Genomic DNA, 23,904 nt, shown 5'->3' with positions numbered 1-23,904 from the left:
CGACCCTCTCTATACTGGATGGCCTGTTGTGTGTGAGTACGCCCTGAATTGACGCAGTGCCAATTGATATTGCGCATGTTCAAGCGGTCACTCATTTGCTGGAGCAATAGGTGCCCGGCAAATCCTCTAGCACCTTAGAAGAAGAACCCGGCCTGACGCTGGCTGTTCGCTCCAATGCAGCACGCTTGCGACGAGCGGTCCTGCCTCTGCCACTGGTCGGCCGAGGGCGAATTTTTTCAAACTTTTGCTTAGATCGCGGTTTCCCACGGATAGGCCATGGAACGTTGCACCAGGCCAGCCTGCGCTGCTGCGCAAGGGATGGGGACCGATGATCGACGCCAAACTCTTCGTGATCGACTACGAACTGCACGGGCAGCACAAGTCGTTCGTGATCCGCGCCGAGCGGATGGACAATGCCGATGCCTGGCACTGGGCCAGTTGCGATGCGGGAGTGGCCCGCATCGGACGCTACGGGCGCGAGAAGATCAAGAAAGTCAGCAAGCCGGTGGCCGAGCGTTACGGAATCAGTGACGTGCATTGGCGGCAGACCGGTTGAACGGCTGCCGCTGACCGGCCCATTGTCTCAATGCTGGGGGCCTTGCTCCCCCGCCATCTGCCCGAACCGCCCGGCCTGGAAGTCGTCGAACGACTCGGCGATCTCTGCCTGGCTGTTCATCACAAACGGGCCATAGCCGACGATAGGCTCGTCGATCGGCTCGCCGCTGAGCAGCAGCAGGCTCACGTCCTCCAAGGCCTGCACCTGCACATGCTCACCGTCGCGCTCAAGCAGCACCAGGCTGGCCGGCCCTGCCTCACGTTCGCCGTTGACCCGCACATTGCCCCGCAAGACCACCAGCGCAGCGTTGCGGCCCTGGGCGATGGGCAGTTGCAGGCTGGCACCGGCCGCAAGGCGCAGGTCCCAGACATCCATGGGCGTGAAGGTCCGAGCCGGGCCCTTGTGGCCTTGGTAGTCACCGGCAATCACGCGCAGGGTGCCGGCATCGTCTTGCAGCTTCACCACCGGGATCTCACTGGCGAGCAGCGTCTGGTAGCCCGCTGCAGCGCGCTTGTCCCGGGCAGGGAGGTTCACCCACAGCTGCACCATTTCCAAGGTGCCGCCACTGCGGGCGAAGGCCGGCGAGTGAAACTCCTCGTGCAGGATGCCGTTGGCAGCGGTCATCCACTGCACGTCCCCCGGGCCGATCAGGCCGCCGGCGCCGGTGGAGTCGCGGTGCTCCAGCTCGCCCTGGTAGACAATGGTCACCGTCTCGAAGCCGCGGTGCGGATGCTGGCCGACACCACGACGGGCGGTGGTCGGGGTGAAGTCGTGCGGACCGGCGTAGTCCAGCAGCAGGAACGGGCTGATGTGACGAGCCAGGTTGTCATAGGTGAACAGGCTGCGAACCGGGAAGCCATCCCCGACCCAATGGCCGTGGGGGCTGCGGTGGATACCCAGAATCTTTTTCATGAGAAGTCTCCTCTCTCAGATGGCTGGGTATAACACTACCCATGACAACAATACTTCGGTAGATAGCAAAAACGGCCCTGATCGTCCCGATAGTAGAACAGTTGCAACAGGGTTGGCGGTCATCGTTGTGGGAGCGGGCTTACCCGCGAACACACCACCGCCGATCCCAACTCATTGCGCCGTGGCCGCCCGCAACCGCTGCCCCAGCCGCGGGCCGAACACATTGATCAGCAGCCCCGCCATCACCAGCAACGCGCCCCAACCTTGCACCGCGCTCAAGCGCTCATCCAGCAGCCAGGCCGACGAACTCAGGCCAATCACCGGCACCAGCAACGAGAACGGCGCCACCTTGCCCGCCGGATGGCGCGACAACAGCGTGCTCCAGAGGCTATAGCCCAACATGGTGGCGACGAAGGCCAAGTACGCCAGCGCCAGCACCGAATTCAAGCCGAGGTTGGTCAATGCATGGCCAATGCGCTCAGGACCTTCGAGCCACCAGGACAACGCCAGAAACGGCAGCGGCGGGATCAGTCCGCCCCAGATCACCAAGGCCACCAGGTCCACCGAGCCAAAGCGCCGGGTGATGATATTGCCCATCCCCCACATGGCCCCGGCGCACAGGGTCAACAGCAGCGCCAGCAACGGCACGTGGCTGCCATCTTCGCTGCCGATCAGCACCAATCCGCCCGCCGCCACCAGCAACCCCAACACACTGGCCAAGCGTAGGCGCTCACCCAAAAACAGCGCCGCAAAACCCAGGGTGAAGAACGCCTGGGACTGCAGCACCAACGAGGCCAGCCCCGGTGGCATGCCGCTGTACATGGCCTGGAACAGGAACGCGAACTGCCCCAGGGAAATGGTTGCGCCATAAGCGATCAACCAGCGCCAGGGAAGCTTCGGGCGCTTGACCAGCAAGATCGCCGGAAACGCCACCAGGGCGAAGCGCAACGCACCCAGCAACATGGGCGGCAAGCCATCAAGGCCGACCTTGATGACAACGAAGTTGACTCCCCAGGCGATGATCACCACCAGGGCGATCAGCAGGTCCTTGAGCGGCATTGCGGCTTCCTTCTTCAGGCGTTCTAGACATATTTCGTTACAGCATAAGGCCATTCTTTTTTCACCGACCAGCACAGTTGGGCACCGACCTTGCGCAACAGTCGATCAAGCGAAGCGTCTGGTAAGCGTGTGAGCGCCCACTCGTTACCTGTCAAGCTTCACTTGACCGAACTTGTCTATACATGCTCATATCTCATGACCGCCATCCCTTGCCGATGGCTCGCCCGCCCCTCACAAAAACAAACACGCGGAGTGCCCATGTCCAACAAACCCGTGATCGAACGGCGCTCGATCGACTACATCCCAGAAGCTGAACGCCATGGACGCGTGTACAGCCAGTTCACCCTCTGGCTGGGAGCCAACCTGCAGATTACCGCCATCGTGACCGGCGCCCTGGCCGTGGTGCTCGGCGGTGATGTGTTCTGGTCACTGATCGGCCTGTTGATCGGGCAATTGGTCGGTGGCACGGTGATGGCGCTGCACGCCGCCCAAGGCCCGCGCCTGGGCCTGCCGCAGATGATTTCCAGTCGTGTGCAGTTCGGGGTCTATGGCGCGGCCATCCCCATGGTGCTGGTGTGCCTGATGTACCTGGGCTTCACCGCCACCGGCACGGTACTCTCCGGCCAGGCCATCGGCCAATTGATGAGCGTCAGCGACAGCACCGGCATCCTGATCTTCGCCAGCGTGATCGTGCTGGCCACCCTCGCCGGCTATCGGGTGATCCACTGGATCGGGCGCGTGGCCAGCGTGCTGGGGATCATCGCCTTCATCTACCTGTTCAGCCGCATCCTGATGCTGGCCGACATCGGCCAGTTGCTGGACAACCGCCACTTCTCCTGGGCGTCGTTCCTGCTGGCCGTTTCGCTCGCCGCCTCCTGGCAGATCGCCTTCGGCCCTTATGTCGCGGATTACTCACGCTACCTGCCCAGCAGCACTTCGCCGGTCAAGACCTTCCTCGCCGCCGGCCTGGGCTCGGTGATTGGCGCCCAGGCCTCGATGATCCTCGGTGTGTTCGCCGCCGCCATCGCCGGCGGCCAGTTCACCGGACACGAAGTGGCCTATATCGTCGGCCTGGGCGGCGCAGGCACCACCGCGGCGCTGCTGTACTTCAGCATCGCCTTCGGCAAGGTGACCATCTCGACGCTCAACTCCTATGGCAGCTTCATGTGCATCGCCACCATCATCAGCGGCTTCCGTGGTCATCTGCAGATCAGCCGAGCGCAGCGCCTGGTGTTCGTCCTGGCAATTGTCGGCGCTGCGACCCTGGTCGCCCTGCTCGGCCAGCATTCGTTCCTGAGCGCGTTCAAGTCGTTCATCCTGTTCCTGCTGACCTTCTTCGTGCCCTGGAGCGCGGTGAACCTGGTGGACTACTACTTCATCACCAAAGAGCGCTACGACATCCCCGCCCTGGCCGACCCTGAAGGGCGCTATGGCCGCTGGAACTGGCCTGGAATCATCGTCTACACCGTCGGTGTGCTGGTGCAGATGCCGTTCATCGACACCAAGCTGTACACCGGCCCCATGGTCGCCCACCTGGGCGGCGTGGATGTGTCCTGGCTGATCGGCCTGGTCGTGCCGAGCGTGCTGTATTACTGGGTCGCCCGTGGCCGCGCGACGCAAGCACCGGCCCACATCATCGTGCCGGACGCTCGCTGACACCGGCGCCTTCGTCCCTTGGGCTGCTTTGCAGCCCATTACACACTTCGCCGGCTCCTACAACGACGCGCTACCCGGGAGCCGGCGCTGGCGTCTCAGTCGCGATAATCCGGCGCCACCCGCTCCAGCAACCGCAGCAAGGCCTGCCAGGCCAGCGCATTGCCATCTGGGTCCGACAACTCCCCTGCTTTCAGCGGCCGCGCCGGGGCATTGAACTGGCGCTCGGTATGCGCGCACACCTCGTGCGGCGGCACGATCACCTGCCCGGCCTGCAAAGCGGCCAACTGGATCTCGCAGGCTTTCTCCAGGTAGTACATGCGCATGAAGGCCTCAGCCACGCTGCTGCCGACGGTCAACAAACCATGGTTGCGCAGGATCATCACCGCATGCTCGCCCAGGTCCGCCACCAGGCGCTGCTGCTCGTCCATGTCCAGGGCGATGCCTTCATAGGCGTGGTAGCCAACCCGGCCGTAGAACTCCATGGAAATCTGGTTGAGCGGCAGCAAGCCACATTCGAGCGCCGCCACCGCGCAGCCTGCCCGGGTGTGGGTGTGCAGCACGCACTGAGCGTCTTCGCGGGCGCCGTGAATGGCACTGTGGATGACAAAACCGGCCGGGTTCACAGGGTATGGCGTCGGCTCCACCGGATTGCCCTGCAAATCGATCTTCACCAGTTTCGAGGCCGTGATCTCATCGAACAGCAAGCCGTAGGGGTTGATCAGAAAATGATGCTCAGGGCCCGGCAAGCGCACGGAGATGTGGGTGAAGATCAGATCGGTCATGCGAAAGTGCGCGATCAGCCGGTAGCAGGCGGCCAGTTCCTGGCGCAGGGTCCGTTCGGTGGGGGTCATTGTTGTTGTCCTGGTTCGAGAATGTGGGAGGCCGAAGTCTGTTCGGCGCTCCGATTTACCCACGAAGGCCGCGAAGCGGCCTTGGGGAATGAATCTACCTCACTTGCTGGCCCACGCGTTGAAGCGCTGCTCCAGCTCCTCGCCATGGTCAACCCAGAACTCGACATTCATCGCCAGCGCGCCCTTGAGGTTTTCCGGCGAAGTCGGCACCCAGCTGGCCAACGCGGGATCGAGCTTGGCCGCGGCCTGGGTGTTGGTCGGGCCATAGGGGATCTGCTGCACATACCGCACCTGGGTGTCAGGCTGGTTGGCATAGGCAATCAGGCGCCGTGCCTGGTCGACATGCTGGGAGCCCTTGATGATCGCCCAGTAATCCATGCCATACAGACTACCCGGCCATACCACCGCCAGCGGGCTGCCCTGCTGGGCAGCGACGGCGATGCGGCCGCTGTAGGTGGAGGTCATCACCACATCGCCTGCGGTCAACCACTGGGCGGGCTGGGCGCCGGCGTCCCACCATTGGATATGAGGCTTGAGTTCGGTGAGCTTGGCAAAGGCGCGCTCGACACCTGCCGGGGTGGACAGCACCTTGTAGACGTCTTCGACCTTCACGCCGTCGGCCAACAGCGCGAATTCCAGGTTGTACACCGCACGTTTGCGCAGCCCGCGCTTGCCGGGAAACGTCTTCACATCCCAGAAATCCGCCCAGGACGTGGGCGCCTTGGCCAGCTTGTCGCGGTCATAGGCAATCGCCACGCTCCACACCAGCGCCGCTGAACCACACGCCTGGGCCGCGTCCGGAATCAGCTCGGCGGCATGGCCCATCTGCTGCCAGTCCAGGTGCTCATAGATGCCTTCGTCACAGCCGCGCATGAGGTCCGGGCCTTCGATCTGCACCACGTCCCAATCGACATTCCCGGTATCGGCCATCACTTGGATCCGGGCCATCTCGCCGTTGTACTCGCTCTGGATCAGCTTGCTGCCATCCTGGGCGCTGAAAGGCTGGAAGATCGCTACGTCCTGGGCTTTCTGGCCCGCGCCACCATAGCCGACCACGACCATCTGCGGCGCCGCCTGCGCGCTGCCCAGGCCCAAGGTCAGAAGTACTGCGCACAATCCGGTCCTGCGGGGAAATGCTTGCATCGCTGGTTCCTCCTGCCGGTGCCTGGCCGGTGCAGCGCAGGCCCCGCTTTCTTGTTGTTGTGAGGGATGCCCCTGAGCTAGGGGTCGAGGGAACGCTAGACGTCAGCCAGTAAAAAAACAAGTTGATTTTTTACTGGCGCTACACTTTCATTGAAAAAACAAGAACGACAACCGACCGGAGCTGCGCGCATGTCGACCGCCTTCCCCCACCTGTTCGAACCGCTGCAGATCCGTGGCAAACGCCTGAAGAACCGCATCATGTCCACCGGACATGACACCTGCCTGCCCACCGACAACCTGGTCAACGACAAGCTCATTGCCTACCAGCGCGCCCGCGCCGAAGGCGGCGCCGGCCTGATCGTGCTGCAGGTGGCGGGGGTTCACGACAGCGCCCGCTACACCTCCCATGTGCTGATGGCCACCGACGATGCCTGCATCGACGGCTATCGCCGCCTGGCCGAGGCCTGCCACGCCCACGGCACCGTGGTGCTGTCGCAGTTGTTCCACCCCGGGCGCGAGATCATGGAGACCGCCGATGGCCTGCTGGCAGTGGCCTACTCGGCCTCGGCGGTGCCCAACGAGCGTTTTCGGGTGATGCCTCGGGCGCTGGACCAGGCGATGATCGACGAGATCATCCTGGGCTACGCCAGTGCCGCCCGCCGCCTGCATCAGGCCGGACTCGACGGCGTGGAAGTGGTGGCCAGTCACGGCTACCTGCCGGCGCAGTTCCTCAATCCGCGGGTCAATCGCCGCACCGACGGCTACAACGGCGGCCTTGAGCAACGCCTGCGCTTTGTGCGTGAAGTGCTGAGCGCCGTGCGCGCGGCCACCGACGAGCAATTCATCGTAGGCCTGCGCATCAGCGCCGACGAGCGCGACCCCGAAGGCTTGACCGAAGACGAATCCCTGGTGGCAGCCCAGGCCCTGCAGGGCGAAATCGACTACCTGCACATCGTCGCCGGCACCTCCGCCTCCCAAGGTGGCGCAGTGCATATCGTTCCGCCCATGGCCATCGAGCCTGCGTACCTTGCCCGCGAAGCCGGCACGTTCAAGGCGCGCCTTAACATCCCACTGTTCGTCACCGGACGCATCAACCAGCCCCAGGAGGCCGAGCTGATCCTGGCCCGCGGCCAGGCTGACGTCTGCGGCATGACCCGCGCGCTGATCTGCGACCCGCAGATGCCATCGAAGACCGAACGTGGTCAGGTCGAGGACGTGCGCGCCTGCATCGCCTGCAACCAGGCCTGTATCGGCCACTTCCATCGCGGCCTGCCGATCTCCTGCATCCAGCGCCCGGAAACCGGCCGCGAACTGCAATACGGCACGCTCACCCCCACCCAGGCGCCCAAGCGCGTGATGATCGCAGGGGGCGGCCCGGCCGGCATGAAAGCCGCAGCAGTCGCAGCGGCGCGCGGTCATGACGTGACCTTGTACGAGGCCGGCCCGCAGTTGGGCGGCCAGGTGCAATTGGCCCAGTTGCTGCCGCGTCGCAGCGAGTTCGGCGGCGCCAGCACCAACCTGCAACGGGAGATGGAACTGGCCGGCGTGCGCGTGGTGCGAAACACCCGCGTCGACCGGGCCCTGGTCGAACGCGAACGCCCCGATGTGGTGATCGCCGCCACCGGCGCCCGCCCGTACTGGCCCGAATTCGAACGCAGTGGCGACCTGCAGGTGGTCGATGCCTGGCAGGTGCTGCGTAACCAGGCCACCCTGGGGCGCTCGGTGCTGGTGGTGGACTGGCGCAGCGACTGGATCGGCCCCGGCATCGCCGAGCGCCTGGTGCGCGAAGGCCATCAGGTGCAGCTGGCAGTCAACGGCACCCACTGTGGCGAGAGCCTGCCGCTGTACGTGCGCGACCAGATGGCCGGCGAGCTGCACCGCCTGGGCATCCCCATCACCCCCTATGCCCGGCTGTACGGCTGCGACGACAACACCGTCTACCTGCTGCACACCGCCAGTGGCGAACCGATGATCTTCGAGGAGATCGACACCCTGGTCCTGTGCCTGGGCCATCAACCGGTGGACACGTTGGCCGAGGAACTGGCCGGCCTGGTCGAGGTGCGGCGCATCGGCGACTGCCTGGCGCCGCGCACCGTCGAAGAAGCGATCCACGACGGCCTGACGGTTGCCTGGGCACTCTGAGGCTGGTCATACTTCTGGCTTTCCCGATGGACCGACGCGCATGAGCCAGCAACCCCAGACGCCGCCGCCCGCCGCCGAAGACGGCGGCGCGGCACCGCACTTTCTCGGCACCCGCATCCGCGGCCTGCGCAAGCGCCGCGGCATGACCCTCGCCGAGCTGGCCAAGCAAAGCGAACTGACCGCCGGCTACATCAGCCAGCTGGAACGTAACCTCTCCTACCCCTCGATCCCGGCGCTGTTCAACATTGCCCGCAGCCTGGGTGTGACCATCCAGTGGTTCTTCGCCAGCGAGGCCAGCACCGCCCCTGAGGACCAAGGTTATGTGGTGCGGCGCAACAGCCGCCTGAGCGTGCATTACGAGGACGGTATCGTCGATCAGTTGCTCACCCCCCAGCCCAACCGGCAGTTGGAAATCCTTCATTCGCGCTTTCCCCCGGGCACCTACAGCCAGCAGAGCTATAGCCACGAGGGTGAAGAAGCCGGCTATTTGCTCTCCGGCAGCTTCGAGCTGTGGGTCGGGGACCGGTATTTCCAGCTCAACGAAGGGGACAGCTTCAGTTTCTCCAGCCAGGAGCCGCACCGCTATGGCAACCCCGGGGAGGTGGATGCCGTGGTGATCTGGGTGATCACGCCGCCGACGTTCTGATCGCGGGTAAACCCGCTCCCCCGGTACGCCGGTGCTCTCAGGACACCTCGGTCATCAGCCCCGCGCACTGTCATTTCCCGGTCACGCCACTGTCGTAATCTGCAGCGCATCTTTATGCCACAGGTCCCCGGCATGCCTCGCCTGTTCGCCTTGCTGTGCTGTCTGTTCCCCTTATGGGCCCTCGCAGGGCCCGCGCAATTGCGCATCCAGGGCTCCAACACCATCGGCGCCGCCCTGACACCGGCGCTGGTCCAAGGCCTGCTGGCGACCCAAGGCGCCACTGCGCTCACCCAGACCCCAGGCCGCCAAGCCAACGAAACCGAAATCAACGCGCGCAATGCCCAGGGCCAGCCTCTTCACATCACCATCGCCGCCCATGGCTCGAGCACCGGCTTCACCGCCTTGGGCGATGGCCAGGCGGACCTGGCGGCCGCGTCCCGCCCCATCACCGATGACGAAGCCCAACGCCTTCAAGCCCTGGGCGATCTGCGCGGCAAAGGCGCCGAACAGGTCATCGGCCTGGACGGAGTGGCGGTGATCGTCCACCCGGACAATCCGCTGGCCCAACTGACCACCGCGCAACTGGCCCAAGTGTTCTGCGGCCAGGTACGGCGCTGGGAACAGCTCGGTGTACCCGGCGGGGAAATCCGTCTGTATGCCCGTGACGATCGCTCAGGCACCTTCGAGACCTTCAAGGCATTGGTGCTGGAGCCACGCCAGCAGACGCTGGCCGCTCAGGCGCAACGTTTCGAATCCAGCGAAGCGCTGGCCGAACGGGTCAAGGCCGACCGCCAGGCCATCGGTTTCAGCAGCCTGGCCGCGGTGCATGGCGCCAAGGTACTGGCCATTGCCGAAGGCGACGCGCCAGCCATGCTGCCCACCCCTGCCCTGGTCGCCAGCGAGGATTATCCGCTGTCGCGCCGCCTGTTTTTCTACCTGCCTGCCCGCGCCGCCCCCCTGGCGGTCGCCCTGGCCGAGTTCACCCAAAGCCCCGCCGGGCAGGCCATCGTCGCCCGCCAAGGTTTCGTGGCCCAGCAGGTCAAGGCCCTTCCCGTACCCGCCCAGGCCGACATGCCGCCACGCTATCGAGCCCTGGCCGATGAGGCCCGGCGCCTGACCGTGAACTTTCGCTTCCAGCCTGGCAGCGCCAACCTCGACAACAAGGCGCTGCGCGACGTGCGCCGGGTCGCAGACTACCTGCGCCAGGCCGGCAAGCTGCAACACAAGGCGGTACTGGTGGGGTTTGGCGACCCCAAGGAAACCCCGGGCCGCGCCGCCCTGCTCTCGCGCCTGCGGGCCATGGCGGTGCGCCGCGAGCTCGCCCGCGATGGCGTGGAAATCAAGGAAGTGACCGGCATGGGCGACGAACTGCCAGTGGCCGACAACGACCAGGAACAAGGGCGGCTGCGCAATCGACGGGTGGAAGTGTGGGTGTACTGAAGGACTGGGCAGCCTCGCAAAGAAATGTAACAGCGCGCCATTCGGCAGGCTCACCGATCGGGACTACGCTCAAGCCTATGTGATACCGGGCCCCTCTGACGGCTACCCAGCCGCCATGTCGGATCACTGTTGCCATGCAACGTCGACATTCAAGGAGGGGCTCACGATGGCTCTGCACACATTCCTCACCACCCCGTTCCTCGGCACCAGCGCTTGGCTGTGGCTGGTCTTCATCGCGATCGTCATCGGCCTGCTGGTCCTGGACCTTGGCGTGCTCCACCGGGATAACCGCGAGATCGAAATGCGCGAAAGCCTGCTGCTGTACGCCGGCTATTTCAGCGTCGGCGTGTTGTTCGGCGCATGGGTCTGGTACGAGCTGGGCGCGCAGTCGGCGCTGGAGTTCTACACGGGTTTCCTGGTCGAGCAATCGCTGTCGATGGACAACGTGTTCGTCATGGCCATGATCTTCGGTTTCTTCGCCATCCCGCGCCGTTACCAGCACCGGGTGCTGTTCTGGGGCATTCTCGGCGTGGTGTTCCTGAGGGCGATCATGATCGGCGTGGGTGCGGCGCTGGTGCAGCACTTTGCCTGGGTGCTCTACCTGTTCGGCGCCTTCCTGCTGTTCACCGGGGTGAAGATGGCTTTGGCTCGGCAGGAGAGCCACCCAGACCTTGCCAACAACCCGGTGCTGCGCTTCGTGCGTCGGCACATGCGGGTCACCGACCAGATCCACGGCGCACACTTTTTCGTGCGCCTCACCCCACCCGGGCAGCACACCGCCCTGCGCCATGCGACGCCGCTGTTCCTGGCCCTGGTACTGATCGAGTTGGCCGACCTGGTGTTCGCCGTCGACAGCGTCCCGGCGATCTTCGCCATCACCCAGGACCCGTTCATCGTCTATACCTCGAACATCTTCGCCATCCTCGGCCTGCGCTCGCTGTACTTCGCCCTGGCGGCGCTGATGCACCGCTTCATCTACCTCAAGTACGCCCTGGCGCTGGTGCTGGTGTTCATCGGCTGCAAGATCTTCTACCACGGCCTGGTGGGCAAGGTGCCAGCCTTGCTGTCGCTGGGCGTGACGTTCGGCTTGCTGCTCGGCGGGGTACTGTTGTCACTGTTCAAAACCCGGGTCCAGCACGACGCAACGCCGCAAGACCACCCCGATCAGGCGCACCTTGCAGAGAAAACCGAGCGCGTCAGCTCACCCCGATCTCGTCCATGATCCCGCCTCGGGGGCGCCTGCGATGGGCTGCAAGGCGGCCCCAGTTCAGTGCCCGCTACGCAGCAGCTCCTTGGGCACATGCTTGCCGATCTCGTACTTGCCCACCGCTGCCCGATGCACTTCATCCGGCCCGTCGGCTAGGCGCAGGGTGCGCTGCATGGCGTACATGTAGGCCAGCGGGAAGTCGCCACTGACCCCGGCACCGCCATGGATCTGGATAGCCCGGTCGATCACCTTCAACGCCACGTTCGGCGCCACTACCTTGATCTGCGCGATCTCGCTGCGCGCGACCTTGTTGCCGACGGTGTCCATCATGTAGGCGGCCTTGAGGGTCAGCAGACGCGCCATGTCGATCTCCATGCGCGAATCGGCGATCTTGTCTACGTTGCCACCCAGGCGAGCCAGGGGTCGGCCAAATGCGGTGCGCTCGACCGCGCGCTTGCACATCAGCTCCAGGGCCCGCTCGGCCATGCCGATCGAGCGCATGCAGTGGTGGATGCGCCCAGGGCCCAGGCGCCCCTGGGCGATCTCGAAGCCACGGCCCTCGCCCAGGATCACGTTTTCATACGGCACCCGTACGTTCTCGAACAGCACCTCGGCATGGCCATGGGGCGCATCGTCGTAACCGAACACCGGCAACGGGCGGACGATCTTCACACCCGGCGTGTCGGTAGGCACCAGGATCATCGAGTGCTGCTGATGACGCGGCCCTTGCGGGTCGGACAAGCCCATGAAGATCATCACTTTGCAGCGCGGGTCACAGGCACCGGAGGTCCACCACTTGCGCCCGTTGATCACCCACTGGTCACCCTCGCGCACGGCCGTGGCGGCCATGTTGGTGGCGTCGGAGGACGCGACGTCCGGCTCGGTCATGGCGAACGCCGAGCGGATCTCGCCGCGCAGCAACGGCTCCAGCCATTGGCGCTTCTGCGCCTCGCTGCCATAACGCACCAGCACTTCCATGTTGCCGGTATCGGGCGCCGAGCAGTTGAACGGTTCCGGCCCCAGCAGCGAGCGCCCCATGATCTCGGCCAGGGGGGCGTATTCAAGGTTGGACAGCCCTGCGCCGTACTCCGACTCGGGTAAGAAGAGGTTCCACAGGCCCTCGGCGCGGGCCTTGGCCTTCAGTTCTTCCATGATTGCGGTGGGCTGCCAGCGATCGCCCTCGGCGACCTGGCGTTCGAACACCGGCTCGGCTGGGTAGACATAGGCGTCCATGAATGCCGTGACACGCTCACGCAATGCCTGGACCTTGGGCGAATAGGCGAAATCCATCAGGGCTACCTTCACAGGCTTGAGAACATGAGCCAGAGCCTAGAGCACCGAGTCGCTATCCACCTAGTCTATTTTCAGCGTGTATTAACATTCATAAGCAATATATGATCGGCCGATAACTCCTATAAAGAGCAGCGCCATGAACCTCAGCAAGGTCGACCTCAACCTGTTCATCGTCTTCGATGCCATCTACACCGAAGCCAACCTGACCCGTGCCGGGCAGATCGTCGGCATTACCCAGCCTGCCGTGTCCAACGCCCTTTCGCGCCTGCGCGAAACCTTCAACGACCCGCTGTTCGTGCGCACGGCCCAAGGCATGGTGCCCACACCAATGGCGCAAAACATCATCGGCCCGGTGCGCAATGCCCTGGCCTTGCTGCGCACTTCGGTGCAGGAAAGCCGTACCTTCAACCCGCAGCAGGCCAACAAGACCTTCCGCATCAGCATGACCGACCTCACCGAGGCGGTGATCCTGCCGCCGTTGTTCCAGCGCCTGCGACGCCTGGCGCCGGCGCTGGTGATCGAAAGCTTCCTGTGCAAACGGCGCGAGACCACCAAGGAACTGGCCGCCGGCCACCTGGATTTCGCCGTGGACGCCCCGCTGAACACCGACCCGCAGGTGCGCCACGTCAAGCTCATGCAAGACCGCTTCGTCTGTGCGCTGCGCCCCGGGCACCCGCTGGCCGAAGGCAAGCTCACGCTCGACAGCTACCTTGCCCTGACCCACATCCATATCTCCAGCCGCCGCAACGGCCTGGGCTATGTGGACCTGACCCTGGGCAAGATGGGCGTGCAGCGCAAGATCGCCTTGCGCTCGCAACATTACCTGATGGCCTCCCAGGTGTTGCAGCAGACCGACATGGTGATGACCGTCCCCGAGCGTTTCGCCCGCCGCCATCAATTGCGCCACTTGCCGCTGCCGGTCGAAGTGCCGCCGCTGGAAACCCACTTGTACTGGCACGAAAGCACCGACCAGGACCCGGCCAACCGCTGGATGCGCGAGCAGATCATCGACCTGTGCGAACGGGTGACAGCGGAAGAAGAAAAACAGCCTCTCTCGGCCTGAAGCCCAGCCCTCAAGGCTAACAGCCCGCTAATTTGAGAATTTTTTCCTACACGAAACGACTCAAGAGAAAAATTCATCTTCAAGTCACAACACAATCGGCCAACAAGGCAAAAAGCATCTCCGCCCGCTGGGTACGATGGGACATCGATCGCCACTTCACGGCAACTTGCACGGACCCGCCCATCATGCCCAGCGCCCCCCTCTACTTCGACTACGCCGCCACCACCCCTGTCGATGCTCGCGTCATCGAGACCATGATCACCTGCCTTGGCCACGAAGCGCATTTCGGCAACCCGGCATCCAGCGGCCATGCCTATGGCCAGGTCGCCCGTGAGCTCGTCGAGCAGGCCCGCCGCCAGGTGGCCGAGTGCGTAGGCGCAGACCCGAGCGACCTGGTCTGGACCTCCGGCGCCACCGAATCCAATAACCTGGCGCTCAAGGGCATCGCCCAAGGCATCGGCCACCCAGGCCACGTGATCACCAGCCAACTAGAGCACAAGGCGGTGCTGGATACCGTGGCCGAGCTCGAACGCCTCGGTTGGGCGGTCACGCGCCTGGCCCCCGATACGCACGGGCTGATCCAACCCCAGGCAGTACAGGCAGCGCTTCGCGAAGACACCCGCCTGGTGTCGCTGATGGCGGTGAACAACGAACTGGGCACCCTCACCGATTTCGCCACCATCGGCGAACACGTACGCGCCCACGGGGCCCTGTTGCACGTGGATGCCGCCCAGGCAGTGGGCAAGGTCGCCCTCGACCTCGCACGTCAGGCGGTCGACCTGATGTCGTTCTCGGCGCATAAGGTATACGGACCCAAGGGTATCGGCGCACTGTATGTCGGCCCGCGCGCACGCCCGGTGCTGCGCGCCCAGATGCACGGCGGCGGCCATGAGCGCGGCCTGCGCTCGGGCACCCTGGCGACCCACCAGATCGTCGGCATGGGCAGCGCCTTCGCCCTTGCCGGCGGGCCCGGCGACAGCGAGCACCAACGCATCGTCCAGCTCAGCGAACGCCTGCGCCGTGGCCTGCTCGCCCTGCCCGGAGTGAGCCTCAATGGCTGCCCGCAACAACGCATTCCCCATACCTTGAACCTGTGCATCGACGCCAAGGGGTTCAACAGCGCGGCATTGGCCAGCGAGCTGGCCCTGTCCTCGACTTCGGCGTGCAACTCGGCGAGCAACGCCGCCTCCCACGTGCTGTTGGGCCTGGGCCTGGACGAAGCCCAGGCACGCAACAGTGTGCGGATCAGCCTGGGGCGCTTCACCCGCGAGGCCGAGGTGGACAAGGCCATCGAGGTGTTCGGGCGGGTGGTGAACGCTGCATCTGTCGCCTTGTGGTGACTGTCCCGACCTGTTCGCGGGTAAACCCGCTCCCACAGGCACAGCGGATCAGGTGGGAGCGGGTTTACCACACTGACATTCCCGCCCGCCTCGACCGCCTGCCCGGCCTGACCTTGCTCAGTGCTCCCCTGGAGATCCGTGCCTTGGCGATCGCCATGTTCTATGCCTTCGCTGGAGCCAGTCGTCAGGCCCCTGCACAGGAGCCTGACGACTGGCCCGTTCGGCTCAGAGGAAGGTGAACACCGTCGAAGCCGGCAGCCGCGACTTGTTGAGCCCTGCATTGAAGTCCTGCTCGCTGCGATAGCCCAGGGCGAGCACCACCACGCTGGTGAAACCCTGCTCGCGCAGGCCCAGTTCTGCGTCCAGCACCTTGCTGTCGAACCCCTCGATAGGCGTTGCGTCCAGGTCATGGGCAGCGGCGCCGAGCAGCGCGGTGCCCAGGGCCAGGTAAGTCTGCTTCTCCATCCAGTGCTGCAGGTCCTTCTGGTCGAAGCGGTGCAGATTCACATAGCCACGACGGCTGGCGTCCTGCCCGGCACGGGCCTGCTCGTCGCGGAAGCGGCCATCGGCCTGTTCTTGCTCGAGCAAGGCGTTCAGGTGCGCTTCGGTCATGTCGGTGCGGGTGCAGAACACGATCACATGGGAGGCGTCGAGGATTTTTGGCGAGTTGTAGGCAAAACGCCCATCAGCGGCCTTCGCTAGGCGCGCCTTGCCCTCGGGGCTGTCGGCGACGACAAAGTGCCAAGGCTGCGAGTTGACCGACGACGGGCTGTGGCGCAGTTGTTCGAGCAGCGCGTCGACAGTGGCCTGTGGAATGCGGCGGGCAGCATCGTAGGCTTTGGTGGTGTAGCGGCGCTTGGCCAGGGCAACGGTATCCATCAAGACAACTCCTCAAAAGAACGGATGTGTCGCGCATCTTATCTTTCCCGTTAAAAAGAAAAACCCGCACAATGCAGCAACACTTTCATTGCTGGAGTGAAAATGCTGCGTCTTACCGATCTCGAACTGTTCGTGCGCAGCAGCGCCTTGGGCAGCTTCACCGCCGCCGCCCATGAAGCGGGTCTGCTGCCGGGGCAGGTGGCGGCAGCGATCAAGCGCCTGGAGCGCGAGCTGGATGTGCGCCTGTTCGCCCGAACCACCCGCAGCCTGCGCCTGACCGCCGAGGGCGAGCTGTACCTGCCCACCGCCCAGAGCGTACTGGACACCCTGCGCCAAGGGCGTGACAACCTACACGGCGCCCACAGCACCCTGCGTGGGGTGCTGCAGGTGTCGGCGCCTTCGGACCTTGGCCGCAACATCCTGCTGCCCTGGCTCAGTGCGTTTCGCCGCGAACACCCGGATCTAAGCCTGCGGTTCTTTCTCTCCGACCAGGTTGCCGACTTTTCCCGCGATCCGGTGGACGTGGCCATCCGCTATGGCCTGAACACCGAAGCGAACTACATCGCCCTGCCCCTGGCACCCTGGAACCGTCGGGTACTGGTGGCCTCCCCCGACTACCTGGCCCGCCACGGCCGTCCGCGCACGCCCGAGGAGCTCCAGCAGCATGCCTGCCTGCTCTACCTGCAACTGGGACGGGTCTATGACAAATGGCGCCTGGGCAGCCACACCGTGCAGGTGCGCGGGCCACTGTTCAGCGATGATGCCGACGTGGTGCGGCGCTGGGCTCTGGAGGGTGAAGGGATCGTCTACAAGTCATGGCTGGACGTGAGTGCCAACGTGGCGGCGGGCGAGCTGGAAATCCTGATGCCCGACCACCCCGGCGAGCTCACACCCGTGACCCTGGTGTGTCCTCACCGCAAGCAGTTGTCGCCTGCGGTGTCGCAGTTGCATCTGTGGCTACGCGAGCGGTTTGCGGCGTTGCAGCCTGACGGTAATTGATTCAATCAGCCTGCTCAGCGCCGTCTTTTCCACGGGTAACCCCGCGCCTACTCTGCGCCGAACACTTGTAAGCGGGTTGCCCTCCACGACAGGGCCTGCGCCGCTCCCTGTGGGAGCGGGTTTACCCGCGAAGCAATCACCGCCGGTGTCAGGAACGGCTGCGCCTACTTGCCCAACGCCTGACGAAACCGCGCCGTACTCGCCGCCGCCAGCACCAGGCCTACCACCGCGACGCTGCCACCGACCACGCCGATATACGCCACATCCAGCTGGCTGCTGACGATGCTGCCCAGCAGGGCACCACCGCCGATGCCGATGTTGTAGATCCCCGAGAACAGCGCCATGGCCACATCGGTAGCGTCCGAGGCCAGCTTCAAGGTCTTCGATTGCAACGACAGGCTGAAGCTCAGGATCGCCACGCCCCAGACCATGCTCAAGGCCGCGAACACATAGAAATTGCCCGACAGCGGCAGCAATAGCAGCAGGCACGCAGCCAGGGATGCGATGGCCGCCACCAAGAACCCATGGGGGAAGCGGTCGCTGTAGCGGCTGAACAGCAGCGAGCCGAACACCCCGGCCCCGCCGAACAGCAACAGCAACAGCGTCGTGCGCTCGCCGCCGATCTGCGCCACGTGCAAGGCAAACGGTTCGATGTAGCTGTAGGCGGTGAACTGCGCGGTGATCACCAGCGTCACCAGCAGGTAGGTGATCACCAGTGCCGGGCGCTTGAACAGGATCGGCAGGCTGCGCAGGGAGCCGGAGTTCTGGCTCGGCAGCAGCGGCAGCGACTTCACCAGGCACAGCAAGGTGGCCAATGCCACACCGGCGATGCTGAGGAAGGTCACCCGCCAGCCCAAAGCCTCGCCCACCACGCGTCCCAGCGGAATGCCCATGACCATGGCCAAGGTGGTACCGGTGGCCAACAGGCCCAGGGCCTTGGCCTGCTGGCCTGGGGGCGCCACGCGCACCGCCAGCGACGCGGTGATGGCCCAGAACACCGCATGGGACAGGGCAATACCGATACGGCTGACCAGCAGCATGGCAAAGCTCTGGGACAGCCACGACAACAGGTGGCTGACGATGAACACCAAAAAGACGAACAACAACAGGCGCCGACGCTCGATGTTGCGGGTGATCAGCATCATGGGCAACGAGGCCAGCGCCACTACCCAGGCATAGATGGTCAGCATCAGGCCGACCTGGGCGGTGCTCATGTCAAAGCTGTGGCCAATGTCGCTGAGCAGCGCCACCGGTACGAACTCGGTGGTATTGAAGATGAAGGCCGCCAGCGCCAGGGCGATGACACTGAGCCAGCTGCCGCTTTGCGCGGTGGTGGGCAAGACGCTTGGAGTAGGTCCGTTCATGGATGGGTTGTTGATCTCCGCAGGCAAGACGAAAAGCCACACGCCACGAGCCGATGCTGGCCAGTGCCGTGCGGTTTGTTATTGAAAGGAATGCTCGGCATGGTACGCGTCAAGCCCCTGTCCCACAACCACGAAGCACGTGCTGGTTTCAGCCTTCCAAAGACCACTTGGCCAGCGGCCAATAGGCGCCCTTGCGCGACTCGTAGAGCACGAACGAGCGCGCAGCAAGGAAAAACTCCGGCGCCATAACAGCCTCCGGCACCTGGGCGCGAAAGTCGCGGGACAACGTCAGGTGCGGCCGGTACTCGCGGGCCTGCTCGGCGACGCCCAGCGGCAAGGCTGCCTGTTGCAGGGCGTAGACCAGCTGGCGCAAGGCCGGGGGCGTTTGCTGGGGCTCCAGGACCAAGACACTGGCGCGCTGCCACACCTGCAGACGATCCAGCACCAGACGTATCGGCCCCTCCGGGCGCCTGAGCTGGTCGACGGTGGCGCACAGGGCGGGCACCTGGGCCACATCCACATCGCCTAGAAACAACAACGTCAGGTGGAAGTTCTGCGCGGGCACCGGCTTGCCACTGCGCAGCGCCAGCACTCGCCGCCACTGGGCAATGGCCCGGCGCTGGGCATCGCTGACCGACAGGGCGAAGAACAGGCGCTTGAAGGTCTGGCCCTTGTCGCGCTCATCGAATGCCATCCGTCATTCCCTCCTTGAAAAGGTCTAGGCCGGGGCACACGGCACGAATGGGAGGTATCGTACGAATGTCTGCCTGGCAATATGAGATTAATCCTATAAAGCCAACGCATGATTGTTTATGCTGGCGGGCTCAAGCCACGAAGCATGGCCATCTTGACAAGCAGCCGTCCATGAAAATTGCATTAGTACTTCTATTCGTCCTCTCGATCGCCTATGTCCACCTGCGCGGTCGGGTTCGCCACAAGTTGACCCGCCAGCTGGGCGATCACTCCAGTTTCCTGGCGCCGGTCAACGCCTTCCTGTACCTGTTCTCCAAGCACCCGGCCAAGCCCTACTTGCCGGTGGAGGCCTTCCCCGAGCTGCAACCGCTCAAGGACCACTGGCAGGAAATCCGCGAAGAAGCCCAGCAGTTGCTGCACGTTGGCGAGATCAAGAAATCCGACAACTATGACGATGTCGGTTTCAACTCGTTCTTCAAGACCGGCTGGAAGCGCTTCTACCTGAAGTGGTACGGCGAGAGCCATCCTTCGGCGATGAAGCTGTGCCCCCGCACCACCGAGCTGCTGCAAGGGATCGGCACGGTCAAGGCCGCGATGTTCGCCACCCTGCCGCCAGGCGCCAAGCTCGTGCGTCACCGCGATCCCTATGCCGGCTCCTATCGCTACCACCTGGGCCTGGACACGCCGAACGACGACGGCTGCTACATCGATGTGGATGGCGAGAAGTATGCTTGGCGCGACGGCGAGGCGGTGATGTTCGACGAGACGTACATCCACTACGCCGCCAACACCACCGAGCACAACCGCATCATCCTGTTCTGCGACGTCGAGCGCCCGCTCAAGTACCGCTGGGCGACCGCCTTCAACCGCTGGTTCAGCCGCAACGTCATGGCCGCCGCCGCCGCGCCCAACGACGCCAATGACAAGACCGGCGGCATCAACCGCCTGTTCACCCGCATCTACAAGATCCGCGAGCGCGGCAAAGCGCTGAAAAAGCGCAACCGTACCCGCTACTACCTGGAAAAGTGGGCGGTGGTCGCGGCCTTGGTGCTGTTCTTCATCTACATCTGAATCGCCAATGGGCCGCTGCGCGGCCCCTCGCGACACAAGCCCGTCCCTACCAGAAAACTTCGACTAGCCTGAAAGCTCCACTCCGCAACCTTCCCAAGGTGAAGACGATGAGCATGATGGACTGGGACGCCTACCGTAAGCAGTTGATGGCCGGCATCGGCGATCTCAAGCAGTTGTCTCCGGATACCGTGGCCGGCTACATGACCGCCAGCGGCGCCGGTGCCAAGACCAACCACCTCGATGCCAAGACCCGCGAGCTGATCTCGCTCGCCGTCGCCGTAACCACCCGTTGCGACGGCTGCATCGCCGTGCACTCCCAACAGGCGGTCAAGCACGGCGCCACCCGTGAAGAGATCGCCGAGGCACTCGGCGTGGCCGTGGCGATGAACGCCGGCGCCGCGCTGGTCTATTCGGCCCGCGCCATGGACGCCGTGGGCAAAGCCGGCAGTTGAACCCGACCGGCGTCGTCGCCCTTGCGCGGCGGCGCCAAGCCACCCAGACTTGGCGGTCCAGCCCGCAGGAGCCGCCATGATCCAGATCCGCCCCATGACCCCGGAAGACTTCGAACGCTTCTGGCCGACCTTCCAGGCCATCGTCCAGGCCCGCCAGACCTACGCCTTCGACCCCGCATTGACCTTCGAGCAGGCCCGCCAGCTGTGGCTGGAACTGCCCCTGCGCACCCTGGTGGCCGAGCAGGACGACGAGTTGCTGGGGTCCTACTACCTCAAGGCCAACGCCGCCGGCCCTGGCAGCCATGTGGGCAACTGCGGCTACATGGTCAGCGAGGCCGCTCGTGGCCGTGGCGTGGCCCGATTGATGTGCGAACACTCACAGAAGCTGGCCCGCCAGGAAGGTTTCCTGGCGCTGCAGTTCAACTCGGTGGTGGCCACCAACGAAGTGGCGGTGGCGCTGTGGCACAAGCTCGGCTTCGAGACCGTCGGCCGGCTGCCCAAGGCGTACCGCCATGCCCAACTGGGGTTGGTGGACTGCCTGGTGATGTACAAATGGCTGGCGGACGAGCCGGTGGTGGAAAAGCCCGCGCTGCTGATCGGACGCAAGAATATCGAGGCGCGGGTCTCGCGCCGACGCGGTCGCTGAGCCCTCGCCTTCCCCGCACATTGACTCCCCACCCGATCGATGGTCAGATGCGCGCCAGTTTCAGGTGTCCTGCGCCGCCGCGCGCAGGGTGAAACGGGAAGCCGGTGAGTCGTCCCTACGACAAGTCCGGCGCTGCCCCCGCAACGGTAAGCGAGCGAATCCTTCGACAGACCACTGTGCACCTGCATGGGAAGGTGAAGGCTTCATGACCCTCGCAAGCCCGGAGACCGGCCTGGAATTTCACGTTGGCAAACCCGCGGTGGGCGGGCGCAGGCCGGTCTTCGCGCACACCCCTTGCGTGCGCGTTCGCTTGTCTTTGCGTTGTTTCCACCGGGATCCATTCATTCCTGCAGCAGTGGAACGACATGTCCCGTACCTACACGCTTCATACCTTGGCGGCCTGCCTGGCCGTTGCCCTCCCGGCAGTGGCCGATGAACAGCACACCCCCGTGCTGGCCCTGCCCTCGACGACCATCACCGACACCCACGACGCAACGAGCGTCGATCTGGCCACCCCGACCGATGCCGGATCGCGCCTGAACCTGAGCGCCCTGCAAACCCCGGCCAGCACCAGCACCCTAAGCGCCGAGCAGATCGAGCGGCGCAACAACCTCACCGTCCAGGACGCCGTGACCCGCTCGCCAGGCATCAGCTTCACCGGCAGCCCCGGCGACGGCGGCACCGGCCTCTCGGCCCGCGGCTTCGAAGGCCACAGCTCGGTGATGACCCTGTTCGACGGCTCGCGCCTGTACAGCGGCGCCGGTACGCTGACCTTCCCGGTCGATCCGTGGATGGTCGAGCGCATCGACATCATCCGCGGGCCGGCCTCTGTCCTGTACGGAGAAGGCGCCACCGGGGCGGTGGTGAACGTGATTCCGAAAAAACCTTTCGCCGGCGACGTCCACAACCGGCTGCGCTTGGGCTACGGCTCCTGGGACCGTCAACAGCTCGGCCTGGACAGCGGCGGCAGCCTGAGCGAGCGTCTGAGCTACCGAATGACGGTCAACCAGCAGTCCGGCAACGGCTGGGTCGACCGTACCGACTCGCGCAGCCTGGCCTTGAGCGCCGCGCTGCGTTTCGACGCCACCGATGACCTGAGCTTCACCCTGGCCCACGAGCGCGGCGATGCAGAACCTGCCAACTACTACGGCACGCCGCTGATCGACGGGCATTACCGCAGCAGCCTGCGCAAGAAGAACTACAACATCCAAAACGACGTGCAGCGCTACCACGACGAATGGACCCGGCTGAACACCGACTGGACCCTCAGCGACAGCGTGTCGGCCAGCAACCAGCTGTACTACATCAAAAGCCGCCGACATTGGCGCAATGCCGAAACCTATGCCTGGAATGGTGATCAAGACCGGCTGGAGCGCGGCAGTTTCCTGGAGATCAAGCACAATCAGGAGCAGATCGGCGATCGCCAGCGCTTTACCTTCGACCATGATCTGTTTGGCCTGGCCAGCAAGACACTGGTCGGCGCCGAATACAACAAGATCCGCTTCAACGTCGACAGCAACGCGCCCTACGACGATGGCATCACGGACCCGCTCGACCCTTGGCATCCCACCCCTGGCGGGTTCCATAGCCTGTCGCCGACACGCCCCCAGACGTTGTCCACCACTCACACCTTCGCCCTGTTCGCCGAGAACCGCACCGAACTGACCGAGCGCCTGTCGTTGGTGACCGGTATCCGCCGCGACCAGAATCACATCGAGCGTAACGATCTGGTCAACGACACCCGCAGCGAGCGCAGCCTGCCAGGCGGCAACTGGCGCGCCGGGCTGGTGTTCGCCGTCAACGACGACTTGTCGCTGTACGGGCAATACTCGACCAGCGAGGATGGCATAGGCGATTTGTTGACCCTGCGCCCGGAGCAACGCTACGACCTGACCGAAGCCCAGCAGACCGAACTGGGCCTCAAGCAACGGTTCTGGGAGGGCCGTGGCGAGTGGACGCTGGCGGCCTACCACATCGTCAAGAAGAAACTGCTGGTTGCCGACCCCGTTAATCACGGCGTACAGCAAGCGGGCCAACAGACCTCCGATGGCCTGGAGGCGACGGTGGAACTGGCCTTGGCCAACCAGTGGCAGGTCTCGGCCAATGCTGCGCTGGTGCGCGCCAAGTTCGATGACTACCTCGAGAACACCGGCAGCGGCGTGATGGATCGCGCCGGCAACAGACCGGGCAACGTGCCACGGCGCACGGCCAACCTGTGGCTGAGCAAGGGGTTTGGCCAACAGGTAGATGCCGGCCTCGGAGTGCGTTACGTGGACCAGCGCTACGACAGCGCGGCCAATGAGAACAGCGTACCTGGCTATACGGTGGTCGATGCCAATCTGGGCTGGCAGGTGTTGCCGGATGTGCGCCTGGGCTTGCAAGTGAACAACCTGTTCGACCGTGAGTACGCGGCGTCCTACGTCTATACCAGCGACCAGTGGCTGTTGGGGGCACCGCGCTCGTACTTTGCGACGGTGGATTACACCTTCTGA

21 protein-coding genes and 1 riboswitch are annotated in these 23,904 nt (G+C 64.4%); of the genes, 13 read left to right on the top strand and 8 right to left on the bottom strand.

The genetic code is table 11. The features are described 5' to 3' along the window. Positions 1-328: 328 nt before the first annotated feature. Positions 329-556 carry a DUF6555 family protein gene (locus ABOA88_RS00275; RefSeq protein WP_367850713.1) on the top strand — a complete coding sequence of 76 codons (228 nt, stop codon included), beginning with the start codon at positions 329-331 and terminating at the stop codon, positions 554-556. A 27-nt stretch (positions 557-583) separates the two neighbouring features. On the opposite strand, the gene ABOA88_RS00270 is transcribed toward ABOA88_RS00275, so the two are convergent. Next, a complete protein-coding gene (locus tag ABOA88_RS00270) occupies positions 584-1,468 on the bottom strand; it encodes a pirin family protein (RefSeq protein WP_367850712.1) in 885 nt (294 codons plus the stop codon). A 171-nt stretch (positions 1,469-1,639) separates the two neighbouring features. After that, positions 1,640-2,527: an EamA family transporter gene (locus ABOA88_RS00265; RefSeq protein ID WP_196168173.1), complete on the bottom strand. Its 888-nt coding sequence runs from the start codon at positions 2,525-2,527 to the stop codon at positions 1,640-1,642. Positions 2,528-2,785: 258 nt separating this feature from the next. Between ABOA88_RS00265 and ABOA88_RS00260 the strand changes: the two genes are divergently transcribed. Beyond that, positions 2,786-4,183 (top strand): purine-cytosine permease family protein, encoded by a 1,398-nt coding sequence (locus tag ABOA88_RS00260; RefSeq protein WP_196168172.1) that lies wholly within the window; start codon positions 2,786-2,788, stop codon positions 4,181-4,183. Positions 4,184-4,278: 95 nt separating this feature from the next. Here the strand turns inward: ABOA88_RS00260 and ABOA88_RS00255 are convergent, their stop codons facing one another. Both ABOA88_RS00255 and ABOA88_RS00250 read right to left on the bottom strand, forming a co-directional pair. Beyond that, on the bottom strand, positions 4,279-5,097 hold the full coding sequence (locus tag ABOA88_RS00255) for a class II aldolase/adducin family protein (protein ID WP_367850711.1): 819 nt from the start codon (positions 5,095-5,097) through the stop codon (positions 4,279-4,281). 36 nt (positions 5,098-5,133) lie between these two features. Continuing rightward, entirely contained in the window at positions 5,134-6,177 is a 1,044-nt protein-coding gene (locus ABOA88_RS00250; RefSeq protein WP_367850710.1) for an ABC transporter substrate-binding protein, read from the bottom strand. 189 nt (positions 6,178-6,366) lie between these two features. On the opposite strand from ABOA88_RS00250, the gene ABOA88_RS00245 reads away from it, so the two are divergent. The 4 genes from ABOA88_RS00245 (at position 6,367) to ABOA88_RS00230 (ending at position 11,627) form a co-directional block, all read left to right on the top strand. Beyond that, positions 6,367-8,319: an oxidoreductase gene (locus tag ABOA88_RS00245; protein ID WP_196168169.1), complete on the top strand. Its 1,953-nt coding sequence runs from the start codon at positions 6,367-6,369 to the stop codon at positions 8,317-8,319. Between the two features lie 40 nt (positions 8,320-8,359). Further along, positions 8,360-8,965 carry a helix-turn-helix domain-containing protein gene (locus ABOA88_RS00240; RefSeq protein ID WP_196168168.1) on the top strand — a complete coding sequence of 202 codons (606 nt, stop codon included), beginning with the start codon at positions 8,360-8,362 and terminating at the stop codon, positions 8,963-8,965. Positions 8,966-9,097: 132 nt separating this feature from the next. Continuing rightward, positions 9,098-10,405: a substrate-binding domain-containing protein gene (locus ABOA88_RS00235; RefSeq protein ID WP_367850709.1), complete on the top strand. Its 1,308-nt coding sequence runs from the start codon at positions 9,098-9,100 to the stop codon at positions 10,403-10,405. Positions 10,406-10,571: 166 nt separating this feature from the next. Then, positions 10,572-11,627 carry a TerC family protein gene (locus tag ABOA88_RS00230; protein ID WP_196168166.1) on the top strand — a complete coding sequence of 352 codons (1,056 nt, stop codon included), beginning with the start codon at positions 10,572-10,574 and terminating at the stop codon, positions 11,625-11,627. Between the two features lie 45 nt (positions 11,628-11,672). Here ABOA88_RS00230 and ABOA88_RS00225 read toward each other — a convergent pair whose 3' ends face one another. Further along, on the bottom strand, positions 11,673-12,902 hold the full coding sequence (locus ABOA88_RS00225) for an acyl-CoA dehydrogenase (protein WP_043211633.1): 1,230 nt from the start codon (positions 12,900-12,902) through the stop codon (positions 11,673-11,675). A 139-nt stretch (positions 12,903-13,041) separates the two neighbouring features. On the opposite strand from ABOA88_RS00225, the gene ABOA88_RS00220 reads away from it, so the two are divergent. Both ABOA88_RS00220 and ABOA88_RS00215 read left to right on the top strand, forming a co-directional pair. Further along, positions 13,042-13,968 (top strand): LysR family transcriptional regulator, encoded by a 927-nt coding sequence (locus tag ABOA88_RS00220; RefSeq protein WP_367850708.1) that lies wholly within the window; start codon positions 13,042-13,044, stop codon positions 13,966-13,968. 185 nt (positions 13,969-14,153) lie between these two features. Further along, positions 14,154-15,308: a cysteine desulfurase family protein gene (locus ABOA88_RS00215; RefSeq protein WP_196168164.1), complete on the top strand. Its 1,155-nt coding sequence runs from the start codon at positions 14,154-14,156 to the stop codon at positions 15,306-15,308. 225 nt (positions 15,309-15,533) lie between these two features. On the opposite strand, the gene nfsB is transcribed toward ABOA88_RS00215, so the two are convergent. Then, positions 15,534-16,187 (bottom strand): oxygen-insensitive NAD(P)H nitroreductase, encoded by a 654-nt coding sequence (gene nfsB, locus ABOA88_RS00210; RefSeq protein WP_367850707.1) that lies wholly within the window; start codon positions 16,185-16,187, stop codon positions 15,534-15,536. A gap of 102 nt (positions 16,188-16,289) precedes the next feature. Here nfsB and ABOA88_RS00205 point away from each other — a divergent pair, with 102 nt between their 5' ends. After that, positions 16,290-17,186, top strand: coding sequence for a LysR family transcriptional regulator (locus ABOA88_RS00205; protein ID WP_196168162.1), 897 nt, complete (start codon positions 16,290-16,292; stop codon positions 17,184-17,186). A gap of 164 nt (positions 17,187-17,350) precedes the next feature. On the opposite strand, the gene ABOA88_RS00200 is transcribed toward ABOA88_RS00205, so the two are convergent. Continuing rightward, on the bottom strand, positions 17,351-18,550 hold the full coding sequence (locus ABOA88_RS00200) for a sugar transporter (RefSeq protein ID WP_070571403.1): 1,200 nt from the start codon (positions 18,548-18,550) through the stop codon (positions 17,351-17,353). Between the two features lie 148 nt (positions 18,551-18,698). Continuing rightward, positions 18,699-19,244 (bottom strand): RNA 2',3'-cyclic phosphodiesterase, encoded by a 546-nt coding sequence (gene thpR / locus ABOA88_RS00195; protein WP_367850706.1) that lies wholly within the window; start codon positions 19,242-19,244, stop codon positions 18,699-18,701. A 170-nt stretch (positions 19,245-19,414) separates the two neighbouring features. On the opposite strand from thpR, the gene lpxO reads away from it, so the two are divergent. The 4 genes from lpxO (at position 19,415) to ABOA88_RS00175 (ending at position 23,904) form a co-directional block, all read left to right on the top strand. Beyond that, positions 19,415-20,314, top strand: a complete 900-nt coding sequence (gene lpxO / locus ABOA88_RS00190; protein WP_196168160.1) for a lipid A hydroxylase LpxO — start codon at positions 19,415-19,417, stop codon at positions 20,312-20,314. 107 nt (positions 20,315-20,421) lie between these two features. Further along, a complete protein-coding gene (locus tag ABOA88_RS00185; RefSeq protein ID WP_070571340.1) occupies positions 20,422-20,766 on the top strand; it encodes a carboxymuconolactone decarboxylase family protein in 345 nt (114 codons plus the stop codon). 76 nt (positions 20,767-20,842) lie between these two features. Further along, positions 20,843-21,412 (top strand): GNAT family N-acetyltransferase, encoded by a 570-nt coding sequence (locus tag ABOA88_RS00180; RefSeq protein WP_196168159.1) that lies wholly within the window; start codon positions 20,843-20,845, stop codon positions 21,410-21,412. A gap of 45 nt (positions 21,413-21,457) precedes the next feature. Next, positions 21,458-21,662, top strand: a riboswitch (cobalamin riboswitch). Between the two features lie 115 nt (positions 21,663-21,777). Further along, on the top strand, positions 21,778-23,904 hold the full coding sequence (locus tag ABOA88_RS00175) for a TonB-dependent receptor (protein ID WP_367850705.1): 2,127 nt from the start codon (positions 21,778-21,780) through the stop codon (positions 23,902-23,904).

Origin of the sequence: Pseudomonas sp. PKS, from assembly GCF_051913525.1 — a bacterium.
GTDB lineage: Bacteria > Pseudomonadota > Gammaproteobacteria > Pseudomonadales > Pseudomonadaceae > Aquipseudomonas > Aquipseudomonas guariconensis_D.
This window is presented reverse-complemented; position numbering and strand designations above follow the sequence as displayed.